This window comes from Pseudomonas sp. GW101-3H06 (genome assembly GCF_059424605.1).
On the sequence record NZ_JBWKZO010000001.1, the window covers coordinates 4,279,394 to 4,300,739 of the forward strand.

The window sequence follows — 21,346 nt, forward strand, 5'->3', positions numbered from 1 at the left end:
CCATGAAACCGCAGCCGATGCGTTTGGGCGATCTCTCGGTGGGATTCGTCCACAGCCTGGCCGACGCGGTACGCAGCCATGGCGTCGACCCGCAACCCCTGCTGGAGCAATATGGCCTCGATGCCGCGCGCCTCAGCGAAGCGGGAGCCCGACTCTCAATTCCTCGTTACATGCACCTGGGCCACAGTGCCATTCAGTTGACCGACAACCCGGCGCTCGGCTTGCGCATGGGGCAGCTCAGTCGCCTGAGCCAGGCCGGCCTGGCTGGCGTCACCGCTGCCCAGGCTCCGACAGTGCGCGAGGCGGCACGCTGCCTGATTCGCTTTGAAGCCTTATATGGCTCCAACTATCGCGGTCAATCGAGCTTTCACGAAGACCCTCAGGGGGCCTGGCTGCGCTTCTATTCCATCAGTCCCTACAACAGCTACAACCGCTTCGTGGTGGATTCGATCATTGCCGGGTGGTTGCAGCAATTGTCCAGCGTGAGCCCTGCCCCGCTGCGCGCCGAACGTATCGATATCGAATTCGAAGCACCTGACTACCACGCGGCCTACGACATGCTGGGCGATTGCCCGATTCAGTTTGGCGCCGAGCACAACCAATTGCGCCTGAGCCTGGCCAGCCTCGCCCAGCGTAATCAGCAACACTGTCCGAGTACGTGGCGGCACTTGTTGATGTTGTGTGAACGGGAACTGGAGCAACTGACACGCACCCGTAGCCTGCGTGAACGTATCACCCGGTTGCTGGGGCCGTTGCTCAATGGTGGCCGGGAACCCGACCTGGAAGAAGTGGCGGCACGCCTGAAGCTGCCCGTCTGGACACTACGCCGCAAACTGGCGGAAGAAGGTACGCAGTTTCGCGCGATTCTCAACGACACACGTCGCGACCTGGCCATGACCTACATTCGCGATACAGAACTGGCGTTCGGAGAAATCGCCTACCTGCTGGGCTTTGCCTCAGCCGAAGCCTTTCAACGCGCCTTCAAACGCTGGACCGGCCAGACACCCGGCGAGTTTCGTCGCAGTCATAGAAAAACAGCCTGAAGCGGCTACCAGCTACAAGTTTGAAGCCTGAAAGCGTTGATTACAGCTCGGTGGCATCTTCCGCTGGCTCCGGCGGATCCAGTTCAAATGCCTGATACTCGAGCAGTTCTTCCTGATAATCGTCCATTTCGAATCCCCCGCAACTCATTGAAAAAGTCTTGATAAATGACCAGTGCCCCGAGCATAAAGTGCCCGCATGAAAGAAAAATGACGCGGACACGACACTTCGTCGCTACTGGATAAAACGTAGCAGGCAGTCAGGAATTTATCACAGGATTTTTTCGAAACAGCGCGCAGAACTGCACTGTGCTTGACGCGGATCAAGACTTACCGAAGCTACGGGACCGGTGCGGATTCACCTGCCCCCGAAACACCAATCATTGCCCGGTAATCGGCATGGCCTGGATCGGCTCCGAAGGGGGCGGGATGTCGCCGGGGTTGGCGGGTGGTGTGATCGTTTCCGTGGCCGGCGCCGGCTGGGCGCTCGGGGTCGCGGTAATCGGCGCGGCTTCAGGTGGCGGTGCTACCGGCTCGGACACGGCTGGAGTCGCTTCGGCCGGCGTCGTTGTCGCTTGCGTAGCCGGGGCAGGCTCTGCCGCTGCTTCCGGAGCCAGTGGGGCCGGTGTGGCCTTGGGTTCAGGCACGCCCAGATCGGCTTTCGGCTTCTCCGGAATATGGGCTGCCGCTTTCACTTCCTTGGGCAGGAACAACTCGACCAGGGCGAAGAAACGCTCGTAAAACTTGGCCGACGATACGGTTTCGCTCGCGACCTTGACCATCGAATCGTCCGACGAACCGATCGGCATCGAGACCGAACCCAGCACGCCTACACCGAGACTGGCGGAGTTATTGGTCTTCTTCAGCGCATATCGGTCCTGCAGGGCGTTGGCGAACACCGTGGCGTGATGCCCGGCACTGCCGTCATCGGCACAGACCACACTGAAACTGATTTCCATGTGGGTCTCGCCGGTCTGCTGGAAGCTCTTGTGCCCGCTGACCAGCTTCGGATCACTGCTGGTGATGATGTAGCCCTGGCTCAGCAAGGCCCGACGAGCAGCTTCGCAACTCTGCACATCAGTCACGGGGTAGTTACGGGAGAATGTTCCGGAGTCGTCGAAGTTCTCATGCTCATAGATGGCGGCTTTCTTCGACGAGCACCCGGCCGCGGCGGCCAGCACCAGCGCCAGCCCGGCAACACGCATGGGAAGTGATTTAAACATTGAACATCCTGAGGAAAACGGTCCGGGGCGTATTGTGCAACAGATCGATGGTTAGCGTCGCATCGATTGTGTCTTAAAACAGTTACAGGGGTGTTGACTGCGATATTAAGCAAAAGTCCCCCACGTTTGTCAGTGCAGCTGTAACAAAAAACCCCGGCCTTTCGGCCGGGGTTCCTGTGTAACGCATGACTCAATCCGACATCAGAAGCGCTTGATGTCGGCCTGGCTTTCCAGCTGCTTGCGATAAGCCGCAAAGTCTTGCTGGCCAACGCGCGAAGCGAGGAAGCGACGGTATTGAGCCTTCTCCTCTTCAGTCGGCGCCGCGGCTTCATTGACGCCGCTCAGCCGCACGATCATCAGACTGCCATCAGGCAGGGTCACGCTCGTGAACGTCGGTTTGTCCTTGGCGGCAGGCTTGGGCATGCGGAACAGCGCCTGCAGCACGCTTGGGTCGATCCCTTCCTGAGCGCGGGTCGCGGCTTCGGTAACCTTCCAGCTCTGACCGTCAACTGGCTTGTCCAAAGCGGTCTTGCCATCGCGCAGGCTGGCAATCAACTCATCAGCCTTGGTCTTGGCGGCAGCACTGGCGTGCTCCTTGGCCAACTGCGCACGGATCGGGCCCGCCACGCTTTCCAGCGGCAATTGCGCAGGCTTGAGGTGTTCCTTGGCGCGCAACACGATCACGGTTTCCGGATCGAGCTCGATGGCGGTGCTGTTGGCACCCTCTTCCAGCACTTCCTGACTGAACGCCGCGGTGATCACCGCACGGTTGGCCGCAATACCCTCGCCACCTTCACGGCCGAACGGCTTGGAGGTGTGAACCGTCAGTTTCAGGTCCTGTGCCGGCTGGGCCAGATCGGAAGCTTCGAACGAGGCGTCTTCCAATTGCTTGGTCGCTTCGACGAAACGCTGCTCGACCTGTTGAGCCTTCAATTCACGAGTCAGCTTGTCTTTCAGGCTGGCAAGTGTCGGCACTTCAGGTGCTTCTACACCCAACAGTTTGATCAGGTGGAAACCGAAGTCGGTGCGTACCGGCTCGGAAACCTGATCCTTGGCCAACGAATACAGGGTTTTTTCGAATGCTGGATCATAGACGCCAGGACCTGCGTAGCCGAGGTCACCACCATTGTTGGCCGAACCCGGATCCTGGGAGAACTCCTTGGCCAGGGCTTCGAACTGCTCGCCTTTGGCCAGACGGGCCTGGATCTCGTCGATCTTGGCCTTGGCTTGCGCCTCGGTGGTCTTGTCGTTCACTTCGATCAGAATGTGCGCAGCCCGACGCTGTTCGGACAGGTTTGCGATTTCCTTCTGATACGCCGCTTGCAGGTCTTCGTCCTTGACGCTGACCTGATCGAAGAAAGAAGCCTTCTTCAATTCCAGATAATCGATGACCACCTGATCCGGCGTCATGAATTCCTTGGCGTGTTCGTCGTAATAGGCTTTGACCTCATCGTCGGTCAGCTTCACAGCCGCCGGGTCAGCCTTGATGTTCAAGGTGGCGAAATCGCGGGTCTGTTTTTCCAGACGGGCGAATGCCAGAACCTGAGTATCAGTGACGAAACCGCTACCTGCCAGACCGGCACGCAGCTGGCCGATCAGCATTTCCTGGGCCAGCATCTGGCGGAACTGCATACGGCTGTAACCGAGTTGACGAATGACCTGGTCGAAACGCTCAGGACTGAACTTGCCGTCCACCTGGAATTCAGGCGTTTGCAGGATGACCTGGTCTAGCGCCGCTTCGGAGAAAGCGAATTTCGAGTTTTCTGCGCCTTGCAGCAGTAGCTTGCGATCAATCAGGCCTTTGAGGGCCGACTCGCGCAGCATCTTCTCGTCGAGCAAGGAAGCATCGAAATCCTTGCCCAGCTGTTGCATGAGTTGACGGCGTTGCATATCGACCGCCTGGCTCAGCTCGTTCTGGCTGATTTCTTCGCCATTGACCTGCGCCGCCTCATTTTTGTTCGTCGTGGCCTGAAAAATGGCGTCGAAACCGGTCAAGGCCATCAGTACGACGATGACCCCGATAATGGTCTTGGCAATCCAGCCTTGTGAATTGTCCCTGATATTCTGCAGCATGCGTCCCCCATAAACGGTTGAACTTCAAAATTAGGCAACCGTGGAGCGTGGGTAGAATCCGGATAGAAGAAAGGCGCATCCGAGGATGCGCCTTCTCGTAACTGGCGGAGCGGACCGATGACTCGAACTTGCGAGCCTCGGTGTCTCGGACCGGCGACCTGCCGACTGGACTACCGCTCCGCTGCCAGGTCAGGCATGACCCCGACCCGGATAGGCAAAAACCTGAATCGAACTTAGTTGACAGCTTCTTTCAGTGCTTTACCGGCTTTGAAACCTGGTTTTTTGGCTGCTGCGATTTCCAGCGTCTTACCGGTCTGTGGGTTACGACCAATGCGAGCTGGACGATCAGTTACGGAGAAGGTACCGAAACCAACCAGAACAACAGAGTCGCCAGCCTTGAGAGCGCCAGTGACGGATTCGATTACAGCGTCCAGCGCACGGCCAGCAGCAGCTTTCGGGATATCAGCGGATGCAGCGATAGCATCAATCAGTTCCGACTTGTTCACTCTAAGTCCCCTTATATCTATTTGAGTATGATTCTAAGTTTTTTTGGTGAAAGCAAAAACGAGTGCTGAATGGCCTACAGACACTTAAGAGCCGCTTTATAACAAGGGCTCTAAAAAGCTGTCAAGGAAGCCCCCCAGGCAAATACGTACTAATGCGTGCTAATTCTTTCCTTAGAATCGGACTCGCGCTTTTCATCCTTCGCGACAATCTCCGGAGCCACATCAGGCAAGGGCTCCGGCGCGTATTGCAGCGCAATTTGCAGGACCTCGTCAATCCATTTAACCGGTTTAATCTGGAGATCTTGCTTGATATTGTCAGGAATTTCCTTCAGATCGCGAACATTCTCTTCCGGAATGATCACAGTCTTGATTCCACCACGGTGAGCAGCGAGCAGTTTTTCTTTCAAACCACCAATCGCCAACACTTGACCACGCAAGGTAATTTCACCCGTCATGGCCACGTCCGCACGCACAGGAATACCGGTCAATGCCGACACCAGTGCCGTGCACATGCCCACACCGGCGCTAGGGCCGTCTTTCGGCGTCGCCCCTTCCGGCATATGGATATGAGTGTCACGCTTCTCATGGAAGTCCAGGGGAATCCCCAGGCTCTTCGCGCGACTGCGCACCACGGTCAAGGCGGCGGTAATCGATTCGACCATGACGTCACCCAGGGAACCGGTCTTGATCAACTGGCCCTTGCCCGGCACGACAGCGGCTTCGATGGTCAGCAATTCGCCCCCCACCTGAGTCCACGCCAACCCGGTAACCTGACCGATCTGGTCCTGCTGCTCAGCCAGGCCGTAGCGGAATTTACGCACGCCCAGAAAATGCTCCAGCGCGTCAGCGGTGACCTTCACCGAGAAGCGTTTTTCCAGCGCATGCTCCTTGACCGCCTTGCGGCAAACCTTGGCAATCTGGCGCTCCAGGCCACGCACACCGGCTTCGCGGGTGTAGTAGCGAATGATGTCGCGGATCGCTTCCTCGTCGAACTCCAGTTCGCCTTTTTTCAAGCCGTTGGCCTGGATCTGCTTGGGCGAAAGGTATTTGACGGCGATGTTGATCTTCTCGTCTTCGGTGTAGCCCGGCAGACGAATCACTTCCATCCGGTCCAGCAGCGCCGGTGGGATGTTCATGGAGTTCGAGGTGCACAGGAACATCACATCTGACAGGTCGTAATCGACTTCCAGATAGTGGTCGTTGAAGTTGTGGTTCTGCTCGGGATCGAGCACTTCCAGCAACGCCGACGCGGGATCGCCGCGCATGTCGCTGCCCATTTTGTCGATTTCGTCGAGCAGGAACAGCGGGTTGCGGACGCCCACCTTGGTCATCTTTTGAATCAATCTTCCTGGCATCGAACCGATGTAAGTACGGCGATGACCCCGGATTTCCGCTTCATCACGCACACCACCGAGGGCCATGCGCACGAATTTGCGGTTGGTGGCGTGAGCGATCGACTCTGCCAGAGAGGTTTTACCCACCCCCGGAGGACCTACCAGGCACAACACCGGACCACGAATCTTCTTCACGCGTTTTTGCACGGCGAGGTATTCGAGAATCCGCTCTTTGACTTCTTCCAGACCATAATGGTCGGCATCGAGAATGTCTTCCGCGCGCGCCAGATCCAGGCGTACCTTGCTCTGAGCCTTCCACGGCACCTGGACCAGCCAGTCGATGTACGAACGTACCACGGTCGCTTCCGCGGACATTGGCGACATTTGCTTGAGTTTGTTCAGTTCGGCCTGGGCCTTGGCAAGCGCGTCTTTTGGCAGGCCGGCGGCATCGATACGCTTTTTCAGCTCTTCGACTTCGTTGTGACCTTCGTCGCTGTCGCCGAGCTCTTTCTGAATGGCCTTCATCTGCTCGTTCAGGTAGTACTCGCGCTGACTGCGCTCCATTTGCTTTTTGACGCGACCGCGAATGCGTTTTTCGACTTGCAGCAGATCGATCTCGGCATCAAGCAACGCCAGGACATGCTCGACCCGTGCCGACAAATCGATAATCTCGAGGATTTCCTGCTTCTGCTCGATTTTGAGGGCCATGTGCGCGGCCATGGTGTCGACCAGGCGGCCAGGCTCGTCGATGCTGTTGAGCGACGACAGGACCTCGGCAGGGACTTTCTTGCCCAGCTGCACATATTGTTCGAACTGAGACAGCAGGCTACGAACAAACACTTCCGACTCGCGCTCGGGCGCATCGACTTCGTCGATCAACGAGACTTCGGCACGGCAGTGGCCGTCCACTTCGCTGAAGCGCTCCACGGCGCCCCGCTGCTCGCCTTCGACCAGAACCTTGACCGTGCCATCAGGCAGCTTCAGCAGCTGCAGAACGGTCGCAATCGTACCCACGCGATAAAGTGCGTCTTCACCAGGATCGTCGTCAGCAGGGTTTCTCTGGGCCAGCAGAAGGATCTGCTTGTCGCCCGTCATCGCTGCCTCTAGGGCTTCGATGGATTTCTCGCGCCCCACGAACAGCGGGATAACCATGTGCGGATAAACCACGACATCACGCAATGGCAGGAGAGGCAATTCGATGGTTGTCTTCATGATTTCGCCTCTACGGCGGCCATACGGCCGGAAACAGATGGAAGTAAGCTTGAAACCAAGATGGGGGCAGCCTTGAAAAAAAACAAGCACAAAGACAGTGTAAAAACCTGCAAAAAGCAAAGGGGCCCGAAGGCCCCTTCTTTGTACCGGCTGCGTGACGCTTAGGCGTCTGGTGCGGCCTTGGCAGCAGGCTCACTGTTTTCGTAGATATACAGTGGCTTGGACTTGCCTTCTATAACGCTTTCGTCGATCACTACTTTACTCACCTCGGACTGCGAGGGGATTTCATACATAGTGTCGAGCAACACACCTTCGAGAATCGAGCGCAGGCCACGAGCACCGGTTTTGCGTTCCAGCGCGCGCTTGGCGACCGATTTCAGCGCGTCGGCCCGGAATTCCAGGTCCACGCCCTCCATCTCGAACAACTTGGCATACTGCTTGGTCAGAGCATTTTTCGGCTCGGTGAGAATCTGCATCAAAGCAGCTTCATCAAGCTCGTCCAGCGTTGCAAGAACCGGCAGGCGACCGACGAACTCCGGGATCAGACCGAACTTGACCAGATCGTCAGGCTCGACTTCACGCAGGGATTCACCGACTTTCTTGCCTTCTTCCTTGCTGCGAACTTCTGCGTTGAAACCGATACCGCCCTTGGTGGAACGGTTTTGAATAACCTTTTCCAGACCGGAGAACGCACCACCGCAGATGAACAGAATGTTACGGGTGTCGACCTGAAGGAATTCCTGCTGCGGGTGCTTGCGACCGCCTTGAGGCGGAACGGAAGCGACCGTACCTTCGATCAACTTGAGCAGGGCCTGCTGCACGCCTTCACCGGAAACGTCCCGGGTGATGGACGGGTTGTCAGACTTGCGCGAGATCTTGTCGATCTCATCGATGTAGACAATGCCCATCTGGGCCTTTTCCACGTCGTAATCGCACTTCTGCAGCAGCTTCTGAATGATGTTCTCGACATCTTCACCCACGTAACCCGCCTCGGTGAGGGTGGTTGCGTCGGCGATGGTGAACGGAACGTTCAGCAAACGAGCCAGTGTTTCGGCAAGCAGGGTTTTACCCGAGCCTGTCGGGCCGATCAGCAAGATGTTGCTCTTGCCGAGTTCGACGTCGTCATTCTTTTTGTCACGCTGGTTCAGACGCTTGTAGTGGTTGTACACCGCTACGGCCAGAACCTTTTTCGCACGCTCCTGACCAATCACATACTGATCAAGGATGCCGCTGATTTCTTTAGGCGAAGGCAATTTATGCGCGCTGCTCTCGGCCTGGGCTTCCTGCACCTCCTCACGGATGATGTCATTGCACAGGTCGACGCACTCGTCGCAGATAAAGACCGAGGGGCCGGCAATCAATTTGCGTACTTCATGCTGGCTTTTGCCACAGAAGGAGCAATAGAGCAGCTTGCCGTTGTCCTCGCCGTTGCGGGTGTCAGTCATTCGTTCGATCCAAATCCGATAGGCTTGCAACACAAGATGAAGGCTATTGCGGGCTTTTTCAAGCCCGCTGGTGATCAGACCAGCCGACCAAGCCTATTTTGAGCTGCTTATTTTAAGCGGGGCGCTGGGTGATCACTTCATCGATCAAACCGTATTCTTTGGCAGCCGTTGCGCTCATGAAGTTATCGCGGTTGGTATCGCGCTCGATTTCTTCAAGAGTGCGCCCGCTATGCTTGGCCATCAGCGTGTTGAGACGCTCGCGGATGAAGAGGATTTCCTTGGCATGGATTTCGATGTCCGATGCCTGGCCCTGGAAACCGCCCAGAGGCTGGTGAATCATCACGCGCGAGTTCGGCAGGCAGTAACGCTTGCCAGCGGCACCTGCTGTCAGCAGGAACGCGCCCATGCTGCACGCCTGGCCGATACAGGTGGTCGACACGTTGGGTTTGATGAACTGCATGGTGTCGTAGATCGACATGCCGGCTGTCACCGAACCGCCCGGGGAGTTGATATAGAGATGGATGTCCTTGTCCGGGTTTTCCGCTTCAAGGAACAGCAGTTGCGCACAAATCAGGTTGGCCATGTAGTCCTCTACCGGGCCAACCAGAAAAATCACTCGCTCCTTGAGAAGGCGCGAGTAAATGTCGTAGGCGCGTTCGCCACGAGCGGACTGCTCGACAACCATCGGGACCAGGCCGCCTGCGGCCTGGATATCAGAGTTCTGCTGAATATACGAATTACGGAACATGCTCTGCAGTCACTCCCAAATAGTTATGTCTTGAATACGCATAAGCCAGCTCGAAAGCTGGCTTATGGTGTGTACTTCTTAACGCAGCAACAATCAGTCGGCTTGTGGAGCTTCTACCGGCTTGACCGCTTCTTCGTAAGAGACCGATTTGTCGGTCACGCTAGCTTTCTGCAGAACAGTATCCACAACTTGTTCTTCCAGCACAACCGAACGAACTTCGTTCAGTTGCTGGTCGTTCTTGTAGTACCAGGACACAACCTGCTCAGGCTCTTGGTAGGCCGAAGCCATTTCCTGAATCATTTCACGAACGCGGGCTTCGTCAGGCTTGAGGTCGAATTGCTTGACCACTTCAGCGACGATCAGACCCAGGACAACGCGGCGCTTGGCCTGCTCTTCGAACAGTTCGGCCGGCAGTTGATCAGGCTTGATGTTGCCACCGAACTGCTGAACAGCCTGCACGCGCAGACGATCGACTTCGTTGGACAGCAGAGCCTTTGGCACTTCGATCGGGTTGGTGGCCAGCAGACCGTCCATTACCTGATTCTTGACCTTGGATTTGATCGCCTGACGCAGTTCACGCTCCATGTTCTTGCGAACTTCAGCGCGGAAGCCTTCCAGACCGGTTTCCTTGATGCCGAATTGAGCGAAGAACTCTTCGTTCAGTTCTGGCAGTTTTGGCTCGGAAACAGTGTTCACAGTCACGGTGAACTCAGCGGTTTTGCCAGCCAGGTCGAGGTTCTGATAGTCCTCTGGGAAGGTCAGGTTCAGAACGCGCTCTTCGCCGGCCTTAGCGCCAACCAGACCGTCTTCGAAACCCGGGATCATGCGGCCGGAACCCAGAACCAGCTGGGTACCTTTGGCGGAACCGCCAGCGAACACTTCACCGTCGACCTTGCCGACGAAATCGATGTTCAGTTGGTCTTCGTTCTGAGCGGCACGATCAGCCACTTCGAAACGGGTGTTCTGCTTGCGCAGGATGTCCAGCATCTTGTCCAGATCAGCATCAGACACGTCAGCGCTCAGGCGCTCTACGGTGATACCTTCGAAACCGGCAACGGTGAACTCAGGGAACACTTCGAATACAGCAACGTATTCCAGGTCCTTGCCCGCTTCCAGCGATTTAGGCTCGATCGAAGGCGAACCAGCCGGGTTCAACTTCTGCTCAACGACTGCTTCATAGAAAGAAGACTGGATGACGTCGCCCACAGCTTCCTGACGCGCATCAGCTCCAAAACGCTGACGGATCACGCTCATTGGCACTTTGCCTGGACGGAAGCCTGCGATCTTGGCCTTTTGGGCAGTCTGCTGCAGACGCTTGTTGACCTGAGTCTCGATGCGCTCAGCCGGCACGGTGATGCTCATGCGGCGCTCAAGAGCAGAAGTATTTTCAACAGAAACTTGCATGGATATTCCTCGTTGCACAGACGTTAGCCGGCCGTTTCCGACCCCAGAATCAAGGGCATGCATTCTAGTGGGTCAAACTCAAGAAGTCACCCTACTGAAAACGGGTAAAAACGCAGCAGGCAATTTATAGGTGCGAATGCACGGATGCACCTCGCCCCGGTGGCAAATACAGCCAATAACGCCAAGGCTCTGCGCCAACCCTTCTATATATAGAAGAGGTTGCCGATCATCTCCCTGACAGACGACCTTGCAAGCAAGGCCGGCGGGCAGCGCGGTATCATCGAGATACATAAATACGACGAAACGCCCTGCCCCTGCGACTCGTTACTGCAGCCGCTGGATACTCAAATCCCTGAAACAAAAAAGGCGCCAGACTATTAAATCTGGCGCCTTTCGGAATATGGGGTGGACGATGGGGATCGAACCCACGACAACGGGAGTCACAATCCCGTGCTCTACCAACTGAGCTACGCCCACCATATTGCGTGCCAAAGAAGCCAAGCAACTTCTTTGTGGAGCCCCAGCCATGCCAACCGGCATGAGTGAAGCTTTATTTGGTGCGGATGAAGAGACTCGAACTCTTACGCCTCGCGGCGCTGGAACCTAAATCCAGTGTGTCTACCAATTCCACCACATCCGCAGATGAAGCCTTTAAAGCAAAGGCGCCAGACTGTTAATCTGGCGCCTTTCGAAATATGGGGTGGACGATGGGGATCGAACCCACGACAACGGGAGTCACAATCCCGTGCTCTACCAACTGAGCTACGCCCACCATATCGCGCTACTTGTGCCAAAGCTGCCTAATGGCGCACCCGGCAGGACTCGAACCTGCGACCATCCGCTTAGAAGGCGGATGCTCTATCCAGCTGAGCTACGGGCGCCTTATTAATCTGTACTCTTGGAGGACTACAAACTAAATGCTTTCCAGCCTCGCAGAACCGTAATTCCACTTGACCTTCTTAACCAGTGCTAGGCTGTGCCCGACAAGTGCGACGAATAGTATAGAGCCCCCCGAAGGTCGTCAAATCCTTTTTAAAAAAAATTCATTTAATTAAAGGAGTTAGGGGAATTTGCAGACCAAGCGCCTTTGCCCTCACCGCATGACATGCGAGAATGCGCTCTCTTTTTTTCCCCTCTCGATGGTTAATCACGCGCAATGACTGCACAACTAATCGACGGCAAATCGATCGCCGCCAGCCTGCGCCAGCAGATCGCCCAACGCGTCACCGAGCGTCGTCAGCAAGGCCTGCGCACGCCGGGCCTCGCGGTGATCCTGGTCGGCAGCGATCCTGCCTCTCAGGTTTATGTCTCGCACAAGCGTAAAGACTGTGAAGAGGTCGGCTTTCTTTCCCAAGCTTATGACCTGCCTTCCGAAACCACTCAAGAAGCGCTGACCGATCTGATCGATCGCCTCAATGACGACCCGGCGATTGACGGCGTCCTGCTGCAGCTTCCTCTTCCCGAGCATCTGGACGCGTCCAAACTGCTGGAGCGCATTCGCCCGGACAAAGACGTCGACGGCTTCCATCCTTACAACGTCGGCCGTCTGGCCCAGCGAATTCCGTTGCTGCGCCCGTGCACCCCCAAAGGCATCATGACCCTGCTGGAAAGCACCGGTGCCGACCTGTACGGGATGAACGCCGTGGTGGTCGGCGCGTCCAACATCGTTGGCCGCCCGATGGCGATGGAACTGTTGCTGGCCGGCTGCACCGTAACCGTCACTCACCGCTTCACCAAGGATCTGGCCGGCCACGTCGGCCGTGCCGACCTGGTCGTGGTGGCCGCCGGCAAGCCTGGCCTGGTCAAGGGTGAATGGATCAAGGAAGGCGCGATCGTGATCGACGTCGGTATCAACCGTCAGGACGACGGCAAACTGGTCGGTGACGTGATCTACGAAACCGCCCTGCCCCGCGCCGGCTGGATCACTCCGGTGCCGGGCGGCGTCGGTCCGATGACCCGCGCCTGCCTGCTGGAAAACACGCTGTACGCAGCCGAAACCCTGCACGGCTGAGCCCCGTTGCAGCGGTAGCCAGCGACTCAAGGAACCCCGCCCATGGCGGGGTTCTTTTTTGCCCGGAGAACAGGATCGACCATCCGCCGGAAAGTGACTTTTTTTTCATGCTTACAGGCACTTTCCGCCCTCCTCCGAACAACCATCGACAGTTATTCAGCCATACTCCAGAATGTCGCGCTTTTTAAGAATTAGCCCGTTACATAACGGTGTATCAACACTTTATGAGTCTGCCAGCGTGAAAATCCGTCTATCCATCCTGAGCCTATTTTTTGCAGTGACAGGGACTTTCATCACGCCAATTGCCAGCGCCGGCGAAACCACCGCAGCGCCTCGAGACACCTCACAACTCAAACTCGCTTCCGGCAGCACTTTGTTGCTGGACATGCAGACCAACAAAGTCATCTATGCCAACAATCCCGACGTGGTTGTCCCCATCGCATCCGTCAGCAAACTGATGACGGGCCTGGTCGTGGTTGAAGCCAGGCAGAACATGGACGAATACATCAACATCAACATCAGTGACACACCAGAAATGAAAGGCGTGTACTCCCGGGTAAAACTCAAGAGCGAACTGCCACGCCGGGAAATGCTGCTGATCGCGCTGATGTCGTCTGAAAACCGCGCCGCCGCGAGCCTGGCCCACCACTACCCCGGTGGCTACGCCGCATTTATCGCCGCGATGAATGCCAAGGCCAAGGCCCTGGGCATGACCAACACCCATTTTGTCGAACCCACAGGCCTCTCGCCGCGCAACGTCTCCACCGCTCGCGACCTGAGCAAACTGTTGATTGCCGCACACAAGTATCCGTTACTGACAGAACTGAGCACGACCAAGGAAAAAACCGTCACATTCCGCAAGCCCAAATACAGCCTGGGCTTTCGCAACACCGACCATTTGGTCCGCAAGCCAGACTGGGACATCCAACTGACGAAAACCGGTTTCACCAACGAAGCAGGCCACTGCCTGGTGCTGGTGACCCGGATGAGTAACCGCCCGGTTGCCCTGGTACTCCTTGATGCTTATGGCAAGTACACACACTTTGCCGATGCCGCACGTATCCGCAATTGGGTCGAAACCGGCAAAAGCGCCAACGTAGCGTCTGCAGCCTTGCAGTACAAATCGGACAAGAACCTCAAGCATCGCCAGAGTGGCGTGGTTGAAGCTTCGAAGTAACCTCACTGTAACCGCATGAAAAAAAAGCCCCGAATATTCGGGGCTTTTTTTTCGGTGCCGTTAATCGTTGGGCAACGGCATCTGATCGTCATCCGGAATGCCATCCCCCTTGCTCGGGTCTCGCCAGCCCTGCGGATGCTCCGTCGGTACCACGGTCGGACGGGCCAGTGGATCTCGCAATGGGCTGTCCGGATCCAACACCGGATCGACACTTTCTTCGGGAGTGGTCGGAACGTTTTCCGGACGCTTGTCATTGAAGCTCGAATCGGTAGACATACGCACCTCCATGGGGTCTAGGGCTTCAGATCACCGAGCGGATCATAGGGCTTTGCCGGAGTCTTGGGATTATCACCCGGCTTCACATCCCTCGGCGCCTTGGCCGGTCCGACAGGATCGACCTGAGGGTCGGCAAGATCCGGGGAGTCCGGGTCGAAACCCAACTCATCGCCGGACGAATGTTCGGACGAGTGCGGGCCGGAAGGGGTATTGGAATGTGCCATGGACGCCTCCTGAACGCGACCCGAAACATCCGGGCCTTAAGTATCAGATACATCCAGCGTGCCGCAGTGCCTGGCAGATGACGAACGGGCTTATTGCGCGCTCAAGGCCTTTCTGGCCCTCGCTGCCGCCTGCTCCTGGCCGGCCTGAGCAAGATCGTTCGCCGCCTTGAGCCAGCGCTGCTGATCGACTTCGGCCGGAATCTGCGTCGGTGCCTGAATCAACACTGCCCATCCACCGGCGTCTTTGAAAGCCGATTCGAACGAGCCGAAACTCATGAGCAACCGCTGATCCATCCCCGCACGCAACAGCACGGTCTGTTTCTGGCGGTTATACCCGGACAGGATGGCATAACGCGGCTCGGACCAGAGTGCAGAACCCTCGGTAAAACACACCATCACCGGGTAACCGGCCGCCACCTGGGTCAACAAGGCCGGCAGATTGCTGTCCAGCGGATAGACCATCATTCCGTACTCACGGGCCAGGCTCTGCATGTTCTGCTGCAACTGGGCCTCGGCGCCCGGCAAGTGCAACGGTTTATCAAGCAAGCCCGGGGTAATCACGATGCCTTGCTGGGACAACAAGCTCGCCAGCACTTGCGGGCCGCTCTGATTGGCCACCCCGCGATAGAACCGGCCACTGAGTTCGACACGCTCCGGCAGACGCTTGATCTGCGGCGCAACGCTGCCGGCGCAACCGGCCAACCCCGCGACACAACCCACGATTACCGCCGCCGATAGAAATCGAGAAATTACCCGCACCATCATCACTCTCTTGATCAGACGCCAGGCAATCCGCTTCCCGGCTTGGTCGTCGATCATAGGACGCCACGCGGCGGCGGTATAGCCTTAACCGGTAGTTGATCAGGTTCGATAGAGCGAACTGGTTGGTCCCAGTCGACCTTCGGTCAATAGCCTGCAACACACCAGCGGCTAGACTGTCACTTGCAAGGCGTGTGCGCCCGCTGCAGGGCAAAGAGGAGGCATCGATGAGCCTGACAATGACAATCGTGATGTTGATCTCCGGCTGGCTGGCCGTCGCCGCCGCCATGTTATGGGGGGTCCTGCGCATTACCCGTCGCCACCATCACCACCCTGCCAGGCCGGCACCCTTGGTGAAATCCGACAAAGCTGCCACGCGTCCCGCGTCCGCCCACTGATCGACATTTTCCAGCGCACATAAAAAAACGGCCGCCTGGACTCTTGCGAGTTCAGGCGGCCGTTTCGTTCAGCGCCGGTTATGCGTCAGCGGTTACACGCTTGTGCTTCGCCCGACGGGACATCATGTTCAACACCTCGATCGCAGCCGAGAACGCCATGGCAGCGTAGACGTAACCTTTCGGTACGTGGGCGCCGAAGCCTTCAGCGATCAGTGTCATGCCGATCATGATCAGGAAGCCCAGGGCCAGCATCACCACCGTCGGGTTGTCGTTGATGAACTTGGCCAGCGGGTCAGCCGCCAGCAACATCACCAGTACCGACACCACCACCGCAATGATCATGATCGGCAGATGCTCGGTCATGCCGACAGCGGTAATGATGCTGTCGATGGAAAACACCATGTCCAGCATCAGGATCTGGCCGATCGCCGCGGCAAAGCCCAACGTTACGGTTGAGGTTGCCGACTTTGGATCTTCCGGCGCCGGGTCCATGCTGTGATGGATCTCGGTAGTGGCTTTCCACAACAGGAACAAGCCGCCGGCGATCAGGATCATGTCCTTCCAGGAGAACGCGTGGCCGAAGAGGTCGATCACAGGCTCGGTCAACTGGACGATGAACGCGATGGTGCTCAGCAGGCCCAGTCGCAGGATCAGTGCCATGCCGATACCGATGCGCCGCGCCTTCTGCCGGTGCTGCTCGGGCAGTTTGTTGGTCAGGATCGAGATGAAGATCAGGTTATCGATGCCAAGCACGATCTCCATCACCACCAGGGTGGCCAGGGCTACCCAGGCTGTGGGGCTGGCGGCTAGTTGTAAAAGGTATTCCATGGGTCAGTCCTGGCTCGCTGTAAGACGGTTTAGATTTCCTGGGAGGAAGATTCGGATTTATCCGCATCTTTTTCCGATGATTCTTTCTTGCTGATCAACCCGCCCGCGGCTTCGCTGAGTGCCTGCTCAGCAGCTTTGTGGGTGTCGTCGATGGCTTGCTTGGCACTTTCGGCAGCCTTGCCCATCAGTTGCTGAGCGCTTTTTTCGGCCTGATCACAACCGGCCAGTACCAGCACAGATGCAATCAGCAGAGCCGTGGTTTTAAGCTTCATGATGTTTTCCTCGATAGAACAAACGGGACCGCTACGATGGCCCGTTGATAGCGACGCATTCTAGGGAGATGAACACTTCAGGAAAATTCGTATTTTCAGCGGTTATACTTCGATTTTTACGAACTGTAGATAACCATGCTCAACTATCGACAACTGCATTACTTCTGGGTAGTGGCCAAAACCGGCAGCATTGTCCGCGCCTGTGAGCAGTTGAACCTCACACCCCAGACCATCAGTGGGCAGATATCGCTGCTCGAACAAACCTACGGCATCGAGCTGTTTCGCCGCGTCGGTCGGCAACTTGAGCTCACCGAAGCCGGCCGCCAGACGCTGCCCTACGCCGAGCAGATGTTCCAGCTGGGCGGCGAACTGGAATTGATGCTGCGGGCACAACCCAATGAACAGCAGATTCTGTTTCGGGTCGGCGTGGCCGACGTGGTGCCCAAATCCATCGTATATCGGCTGATCGCGCCGACCATGGAACTGAGCGAGCCGCTGCGCATCACTTGCCGCGAAGACAAGCTTGAACGTTTGTTGGCCGATCTGGCGATCCAGCGCCTGGACCTGGTGATATCCGACAGCCCGATGCCCTCGCACCTGGACATCAAGGGCTATAGCCAGAAACTCGGTGAATGCGGGATCAGTTTCTTCGCCACCGCCGAATTGGCGACGCGTTACGGTCGGGACTTTCCCCGCAGCCTGCATGGCGCTCCCCTGTTGATTCCCGGGCCGGAAACCGTGGTGCGCAGCCGCTTGCAACGCTGGTTCGCCGAACAGCAGATCCAGCCGCAGATTGTCGGCGAGTTTGATGACAGCGCATTGATGCAGGCTTTCGGTCAATCCGGCAGCGGGATTTTCATTGGCCCGAGCGTGATTGCCGATGAAGTGAAACGCCAACTTGGCGTAGAGGTGATTGGCCAGACCGACGCGGTGAGCGAGTCGTTCTACGCCATTTCGGTGGAACGCAAGGTCAAGCACCCCGGCATTGTCGCCATTACCGAAGGTGCCAGACGCGAGCTGTTTACCGAATTGTGACGCCTCAGACGCAGACTTCGCGGGGCTTGAAGGTCATTAGCGCGATGGCCAACAGGATCGAGGCCAGGATAAAGCCGGCCGCAGCGAAACCAAGACCTTGCAGACCGACACTGTCGATCACGCGCCCGCCGATCATCGCGCCCAGGCCGATCCCCAGGTTGGCCCCGGCGATGTTCAGCGACGCCGCAAATGCCGGTGCTTCAGGCGCAGCCTTCATCAGACGCACGTGACTGACCAGGAACAACGCAGCCTGCGTCACACCCCAGATGCCCATTGCCGCCGCCAGTCCGAGGGGCGAATGAATGTTCGGCACCAATGCCACCAGGCCGGCAATCATGAAGGCGCAGAACATCATCGAGGCTACCAGCGGATGGCGATCCACCGCACGGCCACCCAACGAGTTGCCGATCAGCCCGACCGCGCCGAAGCCCATCAGGCACCAGCCAACCACCGTGCCGTTGAATCCGGCCAGGCGCTCAAGGATGTCCGCCAGGTAGGTGTAGGCGGTGAACATGCCGCTGAACACCACGATCGACAGCAGCACGTGCCCCGCCATCAAGGGGCTGCGCAGGATCTTGAACTGTGAGAGGAAGCTGACTTGATGCTGATGCAGGTTGGTCTTCGGCAGGTAGATAAACAGCAGCAACGCCTTGGCAAAAGCGATCAACGCCAGAAGGGTGAAAGCACTGCGCCAGCCGAATGCATCGGAAATCAGCGTTCCCACCGGAATGCCGAACACCGTGGCGCAAACAATGCCGAAGCCGATCTTGGCCACGGCGCGCCCGGCCTGATCCGGCCCGACGATATCCACCGCCGTCTCACTGGCCAGTGACCAGAACACCGGCAAGCCCAATGCCGGAATCAACCGGGCAAGCGCCATCACCCAGATGTTCGGCGCCAGTGCCGCGAGGATGTTGGCAAGGCCAATCATGATCAGCACCGAGATAAACAGCTTGCGCCGCTCGAAGCGGGCGAAATAGGCCGTGAGGAACGGCCCGAACGCGGCGACGGTAAAGGCGAACAGGGTCACCAGCAAACCCGCTTGCGGGATGCTGACGTCAAGGTCGCGGGCAATGGCTGGTAACAGGCCGACAATGATGAATTCCGTGGTCAGCACCGTAAAACCGGCGGCTGACAACAGAAAAATGGGCAACAACATGCAGAACTTCAGAAAACGACGACACCAGCGATAGCCCGAAGGCCCACTGGCAAACATGAAAATGAGGATGGCGAAGCTTAACAGAGTGTTTCCGGACACGGTTGCACGAACCTGCAAGTTGCGCCGTACATTTGGGTGGCAGATCGTCACAGGGCTGAAGGATCGGGACCGCGCTGTGATAAAGTCCGCGCCCCGCGAAACGTACACCCTGTTCATCGGCCATTTTTGGCCTTGATGTCGCACGATCCCGCACCTAATAAAATCAGAGATGCCGTTCATGACCGCTTCATCCCCTTCGCTATTGCAACGCCTGAAACGCACCAGTCTGGTCACACAAATCATCATTGGCTTGATCGCCGGGATTGGCCTGGCCCTGATTGCGCCTGAAGCGGCGAAGTCCACCGCCTTCATCGGCAAAGTCTTCGTGTCCGCCCTGAAGGCGGTCGCGCCGATTCTGGTGTTCGTGCTGGTCATGGCGTCGATCGCCAACCACAAGCACGGCCAGGAAACCCATATCCGGCCGATTCTGTTTCTGTATCTGCTGGGCACGTTCGCTGCCGCCGTGGTCGCGGTGGTTGCCAGCATGATGTTCCCATCGAGCCTGGTCCTCTCGACCCAAGACGTAGCCGTCACTGCACCAGGCGGCATCAGCGAAGTGCTGCAAAGCCTGTTGCTCAGCGTGGTCGACAACCCGGTCAGCGCGCTGATGAACGCCAACTTTATCGGCATTCTGGCCTGGGCCATCGGCATGGGCGTCGCCATTCGCCATGCCGGTAACACCACGCGCGAGGTGCTGGGCGACTTATCCAACGGCGTGACGGTGATTGTGCGTCTGGTGATTAGCTTTGCGCCGCTGGGGATTTTCGGCCTCGTGGCCTCGACCCTCGCCACGTCCGGCTTCGGCGCCTTGATCGGTTACGCGCAACTGCTCGCCGTGTTGCTGGGCTGCATGCTGTTCGTGGCTCTGGTGATGAACCCGGTCATCGTGTTCTGGAAACTGCGCCGCAACCCGTATCCACTGGTGTTCATGTGCTTGCGAGAAAGCGGTATCACCGCGTTTTTCACCCGCAGTTCGGCGGCGAACATTCCGGTCAATCTTGAGTTGAGCAAACGTCTGGGCCTGCACGAAGACACTTACTCGGTGTCGATCCCGCTCGGTGCCACCATCAACATGGCCGGTGCGGCTATCACCATCACCGTGCTGACGTTGGCGGCGGTGCACACGCTGGGCATTGCCGTAGACATTCCGACGGCCATTCTGCTGAGCGTCGTTGCAGCCATTTGCGCCTGTGGCGCCTCAGGCGTGGCCGGTGGTTCGCTGCTGCTGATCCCGCTGGCGTGCAGCCTGTTCGGCATCCCGAGCGAAATCGCCATGCAAGTGGTCGCGGTCGGTTTCATCATCGGTGTGCTGCAGGATTCGGCGGAGACAGCGTTGAACTCTTCGACCGATGTGCTGTTCACGGCGGCGGCTTGCCTGGGTGAAGACGCGAAAGCCGAACGCCTGGCATAACCCCCGATCCTGGCGCCTACGAAAAGCGCAATAAAAAGCCCGCCAAGGCTTACACCTTGGCGGGCTTTTTTGTACCCGGGCGGTTTAGAACGCGCCCATGTAATCGCGCTTGCCCACTTCCACGCCGTTATGACGCAACAGTGCGTAAGCCGTGGTGACGTGGAAGAAGAACTGCGGCAGGCCGTAGGTCAGCAGGTAAGCCTGGCCGGAGAAACGCTTCTCTTTAGGCGTGCCCGGACGGGTCACGATTTCGATGCCTTCCTTGCCGTTGATCTGCTCCGGTTTGATCTCGCCGATGAACGCCAGCACCTTGGCAATCAGCGCTTGCAGTTCGGCGAAGGTGGTTTCGGTGTCGTCGTATTTCGGCAATTCGATCTCGGCCAGACGCGCGGATACACCTTTGCTGAAATCAACCGCGATCTGCACCTGGCGTACCAACGGGAACATGTCCGGGTACAGGCGAGCTTGCAGGAAGGCGTTCGGGTCGATGTTCTTGGCGGCGGCATGGGCCTCGGCCTTTTTCAGAACGTCGCTCAGGGCGTTGAGCATTTGCTGGAAAACAGGAACGGAAGCGTCGTACAGGGAAATGGTCATGGCAGTCTCATGTGATGACAGGAGGGAAACGTCGGCCGATTATAGCCATGCCCGCCCCTCCTGCGGCTTGTCTTTTATCCTGCAAGGATTAGGCTAGGCGGCTTCGATGGCATGCTTC

Annotated in this window: 20 protein-coding genes and 5 tRNA genes; 6 read left to right on the forward strand and 19 right to left on the reverse strand. The window is 57.5% G+C overall.

Going from position 1 to position 21,346, the window contains the following annotated elements:
- Window positions 1-2: 2 nt before the first annotated feature.
- Entirely contained in the window at window positions 3-1,043 is a 1,041-nt protein-coding gene (locus AC07ZE_RS19510; RefSeq protein WP_207266260.1) for an AraC family transcriptional regulator, read from the forward strand.
- Window positions 1,044-1,420: 377 nt separating this feature from the next.
- Here AC07ZE_RS19510 and AC07ZE_RS19515 read toward each other — a convergent pair whose 3' ends face one another.
- The 12 genes from AC07ZE_RS19515 to AC07ZE_RS19570 form a co-directional block, all read right to left on the reverse strand.
- Window positions 1,421-2,263: a DUF2242 domain-containing protein gene (locus AC07ZE_RS19515; protein ID WP_207266262.1), complete on the reverse strand. Its 843-nt coding sequence runs from the start codon at window positions 2,261-2,263 to the stop codon at window positions 1,421-1,423.
- Between the two features lie 201 nt (window positions 2,264-2,464).
- Complete coding sequence (locus tag AC07ZE_RS19520) at window positions 2,465-4,336, reverse strand: SurA N-terminal domain-containing protein (protein WP_207266263.1); 1,872 nt, start codon at window positions 4,334-4,336, stop codon at window positions 2,465-2,467.
- A 102-nt stretch (window positions 4,337-4,438) separates the two neighbouring features.
- Window positions 4,439-4,516 (reverse strand) — tRNA-Leu (locus AC07ZE_RS19525).
- Window positions 4,517-4,569: 53 nt separating this feature from the next.
- On the reverse strand, window positions 4,570-4,842 hold the full coding sequence (locus AC07ZE_RS19530; RefSeq protein WP_002552737.1) for an HU family DNA-binding protein: 273 nt from the start codon (window positions 4,840-4,842) through the stop codon (window positions 4,570-4,572).
- A 149-nt stretch (window positions 4,843-4,991) separates the two neighbouring features.
- On the reverse strand, window positions 4,992-7,388 hold the full coding sequence (gene lon / locus AC07ZE_RS19535) for an endopeptidase La (RefSeq protein WP_207266264.1): 2,397 nt from the start codon (window positions 7,386-7,388) through the stop codon (window positions 4,992-4,994).
- 161 nt (window positions 7,389-7,549) lie between these two features.
- Window positions 7,550-8,833, reverse strand: a complete 1,284-nt coding sequence (gene clpX / locus AC07ZE_RS19540; protein WP_007946893.1) for an ATP-dependent Clp protease ATP-binding subunit ClpX — start codon at window positions 8,831-8,833, stop codon at window positions 7,550-7,552.
- A 112-nt stretch (window positions 8,834-8,945) separates the two neighbouring features.
- Entirely contained in the window at window positions 8,946-9,581 is a 636-nt protein-coding gene (gene clpP, locus AC07ZE_RS19545) for an ATP-dependent Clp endopeptidase proteolytic subunit ClpP (RefSeq protein WP_207266265.1), read from the reverse strand.
- A 93-nt stretch (window positions 9,582-9,674) separates the two neighbouring features.
- Window positions 9,675-10,985, reverse strand: a complete 1,311-nt coding sequence (tig, locus tag AC07ZE_RS19550) for a trigger factor (RefSeq protein ID WP_207266266.1) — start codon at window positions 10,983-10,985, stop codon at window positions 9,675-9,677.
- 401 nt (window positions 10,986-11,386) lie between these two features.
- Window positions 11,387-11,462, reverse strand: a tRNA-His gene (locus tag AC07ZE_RS19555).
- A 78-nt stretch (window positions 11,463-11,540) separates the two neighbouring features.
- Window positions 11,541-11,625 (reverse strand) — tRNA-Leu (locus tag AC07ZE_RS19560).
- A gap of 56 nt (window positions 11,626-11,681) precedes the next feature.
- Window positions 11,682-11,757, reverse strand: a tRNA-His gene (locus AC07ZE_RS19565).
- Window positions 11,758-11,789: 32 nt separating this feature from the next.
- Window positions 11,790-11,866 (reverse strand) — tRNA-Arg (locus AC07ZE_RS19570).
- A gap of 275 nt (window positions 11,867-12,141) precedes the next feature.
- Here AC07ZE_RS19570 and folD point away from each other — a divergent pair.
- Complete coding sequence (gene folD / locus AC07ZE_RS19575; RefSeq protein WP_207266267.1) at window positions 12,142-12,996, forward strand: bifunctional methylenetetrahydrofolate dehydrogenase/methenyltetrahydrofolate cyclohydrolase FolD; 855 nt, start codon at window positions 12,142-12,144, stop codon at window positions 12,994-12,996.
- A 238-nt stretch (window positions 12,997-13,234) separates the two neighbouring features.
- Window positions 13,235-14,173, forward strand: coding sequence for a D-alanyl-D-alanine endopeptidase (pbpG, locus tag AC07ZE_RS19580; protein WP_207266268.1), 939 nt, complete (start codon window positions 13,235-13,237; stop codon window positions 14,171-14,173).
- Window positions 14,174-14,233: 60 nt separating this feature from the next.
- On the opposite strand, the gene AC07ZE_RS19585 is transcribed toward pbpG, so the two are convergent.
- The 3 genes from AC07ZE_RS19585 to AC07ZE_RS19595 form a co-directional block, all read right to left on the reverse strand.
- The gene (locus AC07ZE_RS19585; RefSeq protein WP_095192793.1) at window positions 14,234-14,449 is read right to left on the reverse strand and encodes a hypothetical protein; all 216 of its coding nucleotides are present in this window, start codon (window positions 14,447-14,449) and stop codon (window positions 14,234-14,236) included.
- A 17-nt stretch (window positions 14,450-14,466) separates the two neighbouring features.
- Window positions 14,467-14,673 carry a DUF6021 family protein gene (locus AC07ZE_RS19590; protein WP_095192794.1) on the reverse strand — a complete coding sequence of 69 codons (207 nt, stop codon included), beginning with the start codon at window positions 14,671-14,673 and terminating at the stop codon, window positions 14,467-14,469.
- 90 nt (window positions 14,674-14,763) lie between these two features.
- Window positions 14,764-15,492 carry a C39 family peptidase gene (locus tag AC07ZE_RS19595; RefSeq protein WP_207266269.1) on the reverse strand — a complete coding sequence of 243 codons (729 nt, stop codon included), beginning with the start codon at window positions 15,490-15,492 and terminating at the stop codon, window positions 14,764-14,766.
- Between the two features lie 179 nt (window positions 15,493-15,671).
- Between AC07ZE_RS19595 and AC07ZE_RS19600 the strand changes: the two genes are divergently transcribed.
- Window positions 15,672-15,830, forward strand: coding sequence for a hypothetical protein (locus AC07ZE_RS19600; RefSeq protein WP_207267911.1), 159 nt, complete (start codon window positions 15,672-15,674; stop codon window positions 15,828-15,830).
- A 78-nt stretch (window positions 15,831-15,908) separates the two neighbouring features.
- Here the strand turns inward: AC07ZE_RS19600 and AC07ZE_RS19605 are convergent, their stop codons facing one another.
- Both AC07ZE_RS19605 and AC07ZE_RS19610 read right to left on the reverse strand, forming a co-directional pair.
- On the reverse strand, window positions 15,909-16,658 hold the full coding sequence (locus AC07ZE_RS19605; RefSeq protein WP_095192797.1) for a TerC family protein: 750 nt from the start codon (window positions 16,656-16,658) through the stop codon (window positions 15,909-15,911).
- A gap of 29 nt (window positions 16,659-16,687) precedes the next feature.
- A complete protein-coding gene (locus AC07ZE_RS19610; protein WP_207266270.1) occupies window positions 16,688-16,930 on the reverse strand; it encodes a hypothetical protein in 243 nt (80 codons plus the stop codon).
- 135 nt (window positions 16,931-17,065) lie between these two features.
- On the opposite strand from AC07ZE_RS19610, the gene nhaR reads away from it, so the two are divergent.
- Entirely contained in the window at window positions 17,066-17,965 is a 900-nt protein-coding gene (gene nhaR / locus AC07ZE_RS19615; RefSeq protein ID WP_207266271.1) for a transcriptional activator NhaR, read from the forward strand.
- A 4-nt stretch (window positions 17,966-17,969) separates the two neighbouring features.
- Here the strand turns inward: nhaR and AC07ZE_RS19620 are convergent, their stop codons facing one another.
- On the reverse strand, window positions 17,970-19,124 hold the full coding sequence (locus AC07ZE_RS19620; protein ID WP_207266272.1) for an MFS transporter: 1,155 nt from the start codon (window positions 19,122-19,124) through the stop codon (window positions 17,970-17,972).
- Between the two features lie 277 nt (window positions 19,125-19,401).
- On the opposite strand from AC07ZE_RS19620, the gene sstT reads away from it, so the two are divergent.
- On the forward strand, window positions 19,402-20,634 hold the full coding sequence (gene sstT, locus AC07ZE_RS19625) for a serine/threonine transporter SstT (protein WP_207266273.1): 1,233 nt from the start codon (window positions 19,402-19,404) through the stop codon (window positions 20,632-20,634).
- 84 nt (window positions 20,635-20,718) lie between these two features.
- On the opposite strand, the gene AC07ZE_RS19630 is transcribed toward sstT, so the two are convergent.
- Window positions 20,719-21,228 carry a DUF1993 domain-containing protein gene (locus tag AC07ZE_RS19630; protein ID WP_095192800.1) on the reverse strand — a complete coding sequence of 170 codons (510 nt, stop codon included), beginning with the start codon at window positions 21,226-21,228 and terminating at the stop codon, window positions 20,719-20,721.
- Window positions 21,229-21,346 lie beyond the last annotated feature (118 nt).

Excerpts from the sequence above, each read along its gene's own strand:
- AC07ZE_RS19510 (WP_207266260.1), top strand. The coding sequence starts at position 3 with ATGAAACCGCAGCCGATGCGTTTGGGCGATCTCTCGGTGGGATTCGTC.
- AC07ZE_RS19515 (WP_207266262.1), bottom strand. The coding sequence starts at position 2,263 with ATGTTTAAATCACTTCCCATGCGTGTTGCCGGGCTGGCGCTGGTGCTG.
- AC07ZE_RS19520 (WP_207266263.1), bottom strand. The coding sequence starts at position 4,336 with ATGCTGCAGAATATCAGGGACAATTCACAAGGCTGGATTGCCAAGACC.
- lon (WP_207266264.1), bottom strand. The coding sequence starts at position 7,388 with ATGAAGACAACCATCGAATTGCCTCTCCTGCCATTGCGTGATGTCGTG.
- clpX (WP_007946893.1), bottom strand. The coding sequence starts at position 8,833 with ATGACTGACACCCGCAACGGCGAGGACAACGGCAAGCTGCTCTATTGC.
- clpP (WP_207266265.1), bottom strand. The coding sequence starts at position 9,581 with ATGTTCCGTAATTCGTATATTCAGCAGAACTCTGATATCCAGGCCGCA.
- tig (WP_207266266.1), bottom strand. The coding sequence starts at position 10,985 with ATGCAAGTTTCTGTTGAAAATACTTCTGCTCTTGAGCGCCGCATGAGC.
- folD (WP_207266267.1), top strand. The coding sequence starts at position 12,142 with ATGACTGCACAACTAATCGACGGCAAATCGATCGCCGCCAGCCTGCGC.
- AC07ZE_RS19585 (WP_095192793.1), bottom strand. The coding sequence starts at position 14,449 with ATGTCTACCGATTCGAGCTTCAATGACAAGCGTCCGGAAAACGTTCCG.
- AC07ZE_RS19590 (WP_095192794.1), bottom strand. The coding sequence starts at position 14,673 with ATGGCACATTCCAATACCCCTTCCGGCCCGCACTCGTCCGAACATTCG.
- AC07ZE_RS19595 (WP_207266269.1), bottom strand. The coding sequence starts at position 15,492 with ATGATCGACGACCAAGCCGGGAAGCGGATTGCCTGGCGTCTGATCAAG.
- AC07ZE_RS19600 (WP_207267911.1), top strand. The coding sequence starts at position 15,672 with ATGACAATCGTGATGTTGATCTCCGGCTGGCTGGCCGTCGCCGCCGCC.
- AC07ZE_RS19605 (WP_095192797.1), bottom strand. The coding sequence starts at position 16,658 with ATGGAATACCTTTTACAACTAGCCGCCAGCCCCACAGCCTGGGTAGCC.
- AC07ZE_RS19610 (WP_207266270.1), bottom strand. The coding sequence starts at position 16,930 with ATGAAGCTTAAAACCACGGCTCTGCTGATTGCATCTGTGCTGGTACTG.
- nhaR (WP_207266271.1), top strand. The coding sequence starts at position 17,066 with ATGCTCAACTATCGACAACTGCATTACTTCTGGGTAGTGGCCAAAACC.
- AC07ZE_RS19620 (WP_207266272.1), bottom strand. The coding sequence starts at position 19,124 with ATGTTGTTGCCCATTTTTCTGTTGTCAGCCGCCGGTTTTACGGTGCTG.
- sstT (WP_207266273.1), top strand. The coding sequence starts at position 19,402 with ATGACCGCTTCATCCCCTTCGCTATTGCAACGCCTGAAACGCACCAGT.
- AC07ZE_RS19630 (WP_095192800.1), bottom strand. The coding sequence starts at position 21,228 with ATGACCATTTCCCTGTACGACGCTTCCGTTCCTGTTTTCCAGCAAATG.